Genomic DNA, 4344 nt, shown 5'->3' on the forward strand with positions numbered 1-4344 from the left:
AGGCCGAGCGTGGCGCCAGAACTGCAAAGTGTCAACTGCACTTTATAATTCCCATACAATACATCCAACCATGGAACGACGGAGACAGCCGGGAGGCGAGCGGCACGCATGAGTTGGCCGTCTCTGCTGTTGGTCGTCCTGTCGCTGGCCGGCTTCATCATCTCATCCTATTTCACGGCCGTGGCCTACCGCTGGGTGCGACCCGACGCCGCTTGGATTCCCAGCTTCTGCCGGATGGGAGAAAAGACCTGCGCCACTATCGTCTTCACTCCCCGGGCCCGAGTCCTCGGCGTTCCCAACTCGGTCCTGGCGCAACTCTTCTACCCGTTGATCGCCGCCGGAACCCTGGAAGGTTTCCTGTTCACCTCTCCCATCTTCCACTTCTCACTGCTGGCAAGTCTAGTCACGGTCCTCCTGGGGTTGTTTCTCACCTACTCCCTGCTGTTCCTGACCCGTGTTCCCTGCATCCTCTGCTTCGCATCCCACGGCATCAATGCCGTCATCTTCGTGCTCCTGCTGCTGGAAAAGGATTCCGTTTCCGGAGCTCTCTGGTGAGAGAACCGGTCCGGGATGACCATCGTGGATCAGAGGCCCTGGCGCGGGACCCGGACTGATGGACCACGCCATCAATCCTTACTTCCCCCAACTGAGGCAGATTCCTTCGAGCCGCCATCTGGAGTCCTCTCCCCTCTATCGCCGCCTCCGGCCCGAAATCGACCGGGTGCTGAATACCGTCGAGACCGGTGAAGACCCGGCGGGACGTTCCGGACCGGCCCGGAGCTCAATCCGCGCCGTCGCCTGGAACATCGAGCGCGGCCTGAAGCTGCCGGGCCTGGCCAGGGCTCTACGGGAGCATCCGCTGTTGCGGGAGGCCGACGCTCTCTTGCTGACGGAACTGGACTACGGAATGGCCCGAACCGGGAACCTCCACGTGACCCGCGAGCTGGCCCGGCAACTGGGGATGACCTACGTGTTCGCCCCCAGCTATCTGAATCTGGACAAGGGAGCGGGGCTGGAGATCGAGGCTCCGGGCGAGAATGACCAGGCTCTGCACGGGAACGCGCTGCTCTCGAGGCATCCGGTGTCGGAGCCCCACGCGCTGCCCCTTCCCAACGGCAAGGACAAGTTGAGGGGAAACGAGAAACGCCTGGGATGCCAGCGGGCGATCCTGGGCCTGGTGGAGCATCCCCTGGGACGTTTCCGCGCCGTCAGCCTCCACTTGGACGCCCACTCCAGCCAGGCGCACCGGCATCGGCAGATGACCCTGCTGCTGGACCATCTTCAACGCTGGCATCCCTCGTTGCCGGTCGTCATCGGCGGCGATTGGAACACCTCCACCCACCATGCGCGGCGCGCCGTGTATTCGATTCTGGGTTACGCCCGCCGGGTCCTCATGGGGATCGAAAACGTTCTGGACAACCACTACCCCCATCCCCAGCGGTGGTTCGAACGGCAGCTGTTCCGGGAACTGGAGAATCGAGGCTACCGCTATCGGGACCTGAACCAGATGGGCGTTTGCACGCTCCACTACGATGCCGCGAATCTGGCCACCAACCGGAACATGGCCGAATGGATCCCCAATTGGTGCTTCTGGTTCATCGACTGGGCCCTGAAGAACCATCAGGGCCGATGCTCCATGAAGCTGGACTGGTTCGCCGGCAAGGGCATTCTTCCCGATCCCGTGTCTCCTCCGCGGGTGATCGGCGGACTCGACGAGATCTTCGGCAAGCTCTCGGATCACGACCCGATACTCCTGGATTTCGGGCTCGGCCAGGAGCGGCGGTTTCCTAGCCGCCGAACTCCAGAGTATCGATGAACCACAAAGGGAAGGGAGGACAGGAATGTCCCCCTCCTACCGGCTATACTCCGTATCCAATCAAGGAGGATGTTCATGACTAGCACTGGACTGGCCTGGCTCGGCTTCGCTTTCGTGACGGTGTTTTGCTGGGGTTTGTACGGCACCATGCTCCATGCCGGACAGGTGGCCATGGGGGACCCGGTCAACGGGCGTTACAAGGCCTTCCTCTTCGTCGGTCTGGCCTATTTCCTGGTCGCCGTGCTGGCTCCGCTGCTGGTCCTGAAGAGCCAAGGGGCGGACTGGAGCTATCCGGCGCCGGGAATGGGCTTGTCGCTGGTCGCCGGAATCCTGGGAGCCGTCGGAGCCTTCGGTGTCCTTCTGGCCTTCGGAGCCAAGGGCTCTCCCAGCGTGGTCATGGCCATCGTCTTCGCGGGAGCCCCCATCGTCAACGCGTTCGCCTCCATGATCAAACATCCGCCGCCGGGCGGGATCTCGAGTATCCAGTGGCCGTTTGTCCTGGGCATCCTTTTGGCCGCTCTGGGAGGTTGCCTGGTCACGCTCTATCGGCCGCAGGGGTGACCCCGTCCGTGAGACTGAACACCAAGAGGGCGACTCGAAGTCGCCCTTCCAGCGGACGAGCCCGTCCATGAGACGAGACGCCATGAAAACCGGACCGGAGATCAGCGTCGCCGTGGTCCCCGTCGCCGGACTGGGGACCCGCCTCCTGCCGGCCACCAAGTCCCAGCCCAAGGAAATGCTGCCGGTGGCCAAGAAGCCGGTGGTCCAGTACGTGGTCGAAGAACTGGGCAGGAACGGCATCAAGGAGATCCTCTTCGTCACCGGACGGACCAAGACCTCCATCGAGAACCACTTCGATCCGGACCACCAGTTGATTCGGAACCTGAGGGAGTCGGGGAAGGAAGACCTGCTGGCGGAACTCGACTACGAGCAAACGGAGGTCAAGTTCTTCTACACCCGTCAGCGGCTCCAGCGGGGATTGGGGGATGCCGTCCGGTGCGCCCGCCGATTCACCCAGAACCGCCCCTTCGTGGTGGCGCTGGGCGACAGCATCATCGGTCTCGATTCGCCGACCAACGTCGTGAGCGCCATGACGCGGATCCACCGCGAGTCGGGGGCGGCCTGCGTGGTCGCCGTCGAGACGGTTTCCCCGCAGGACATTTCCCGGTATGGGATCGTGGAACCGGGAGGCGACGGGGACGAATTTCCCATTCTGGGACTGATCGAGAAACCTCCCGTCGGGTCCACTTCAAGCTGCCTGGCTCTGGTGGGACGATATGTCTTTTCGCCTTCCATCTATGGGAAGCTGGACAGGATCCAACCGGGAGTCGGCGGGGAGATCCAGTTGACCGACGCCATCCAACGGCTTCTGGAAGAAGGAGAGACGGTCATCGGGGTCCGCCTGCCGGAAACCGAGAGGCGCTACGACATCGGCAACTTCGAGAGCTATTTCGAAACCTTCGTCGAGTTCGCACTGCGCGATCCGGATCTGGGGCCCGGCCTGCGCAAGCGTCTGCTGGAGCGATTGGTTGAAGATCACTAGGGCCTCGGCAAACGCTCGCATCGGCCTCTTGGGCAACCCTTCCGACGGCTTCTTCGGCAAGACCATCTCCTGCATCTTGAGAAACTACGCCGCCAACGTCGTCGTCTACGAGTGGCCCGAACTGGAGATCATCCTGAGCCGCCAGGACCGGTGCGAGTTCCGGCAGATGGAGGACCTGGTGGACGACGTCCGGATCAACGGACTCTACGGTGGTCTCCGGCTGGTCAAGGCCACCATCAAGGTCTTCGCCGAATACTGCTGGCGAGAGGAGATTCGGCTCCCGCAGCAGAACTTCTCTCTCCGCTACGAAACCGACGTGCCCCGCCAGGTGGGCCTGGGTGGATCCAGCGCCATCATCACCGCCGCCATGCGGGGTCTGGCCGAGTTCTACCAGGTGTCCATCCCCCGGGAGATCATGCCCGGACTCGTCCTCTCGGTGGAAACCGAGGAGATCGGAATCGAGGCGGGCCTCCAGGACCGCGTCTGTCAGGCCTACGAAGGCCTGGTCTACATGGATTTCAACCGGGAGGCCATGAACCGCCTCGGGCACGGGCTCTACGAATCTCTCGATCCCGGCCTGCTGCCGCGGCTCTACCTGGCATACCGCAACGATCTGGGCCAGGTCTCCGGCATTTATCACAACGATTTGAGGGGCCGCTGGAACCGGGGAGAGCAGGCGGTCCACCGGGCCATGGAGGAGTTCGCCGAGCTGGCCCGGATGGGGCGGGACTGCCTGTTGCAAGGGGACACGGTGAAGTTGGCCGAACTAATGGACCGGAACTTCGATATTCGGTCCGGGCTTTCCAGTTTGGAACCCAGGAACGTGGAGATGATCGAGCTGGCCCGATCCCGCGGGGTCAGCGCCAAATTCGCCGGTTCGGGCGGAGCCATCGTCGGAATCTGCGAATCCGACGAGACCTTCCTGGGACTGCAGGAAGACTTTCGCACCATTGGCTGCACCGTCATCCGGCCCAGAGTGAGTTAG

Annotated in this window: 5 protein-coding genes; all 5 read left to right on the forward strand. The window is 62.8% G+C overall.

What is annotated here, in order from left to right; genetic code table 11:
- Positions 1-108 precede the first annotated feature (108 nt).
- Positions 109-555, forward strand: a complete 447-nt coding sequence (locus OXT71_00005; GenBank protein MDE2924770.1) for a vitamin K epoxide reductase family protein — start codon at positions 109-111, stop codon at positions 553-555.
- Positions 556-613: 58 nt separating this feature from the next.
- Positions 614-1816: a hypothetical protein gene (locus OXT71_00010; GenBank protein ID MDE2924771.1), complete on the forward strand. Its 1203-nt coding sequence runs from the start codon at positions 614-616 to the stop codon at positions 1814-1816.
- A 75-nt stretch (positions 1817-1891) separates the two neighbouring features.
- Positions 1892-2377 (forward strand): hypothetical protein, encoded by a 486-nt coding sequence (locus OXT71_00015; GenBank protein ID MDE2924772.1) that lies wholly within the window; start codon positions 1892-1894, stop codon positions 2375-2377.
- Positions 2378-2459: 82 nt separating this feature from the next.
- Positions 2460-3359, forward strand: coding sequence for a UTP--glucose-1-phosphate uridylyltransferase (locus tag OXT71_00020; GenBank protein MDE2924773.1), 900 nt, complete (start codon positions 2460-2462; stop codon positions 3357-3359).
- Positions 3346-4344 carry a GHMP kinase gene (locus tag OXT71_00025; GenBank protein ID MDE2924774.1) on the forward strand — a complete coding sequence of 333 codons (999 nt, stop codon included), beginning with the start codon at positions 3346-3348 and terminating at the stop codon, positions 4342-4344. The genes OXT71_00020 and OXT71_00025 overlap by 14 nt, the downstream gene beginning before the upstream one ends.

This window comes from Acidobacteriota bacterium (assembly GCA_028874215.1).
In the GTDB taxonomy this organism is placed as follows: Bacteria; Acidobacteriota; UBA6911; order RPQK01; family JAJDTT01; genus JAJDTT01.

Bases quoted from the DNA above. Each gene is read 5' to 3' on its own strand.
- OXT71_00015 (MDE2924772.1), top strand. From the start codon at position 1,892: ATGACTAGCACTGGACTGGCCTGGCTCGGCTTCGCTTTCGTGACGGTG.
- OXT71_00020 (MDE2924773.1), top strand. From the start codon at position 2,460: ATGAAAACCGGACCGGAGATCAGCGTCGCCGTGGTCCCCGTCGCCGGA.
- OXT71_00005 (MDE2924770.1), top strand. From the start codon at position 109: ATGAGTTGGCCGTCTCTGCTGTTGGTCGTCCTGTCGCTGGCCGGCTTC.
- OXT71_00010 (MDE2924771.1), top strand. From the start codon at position 614: ATGGACCACGCCATCAATCCTTACTTCCCCCAACTGAGGCAGATTCCT.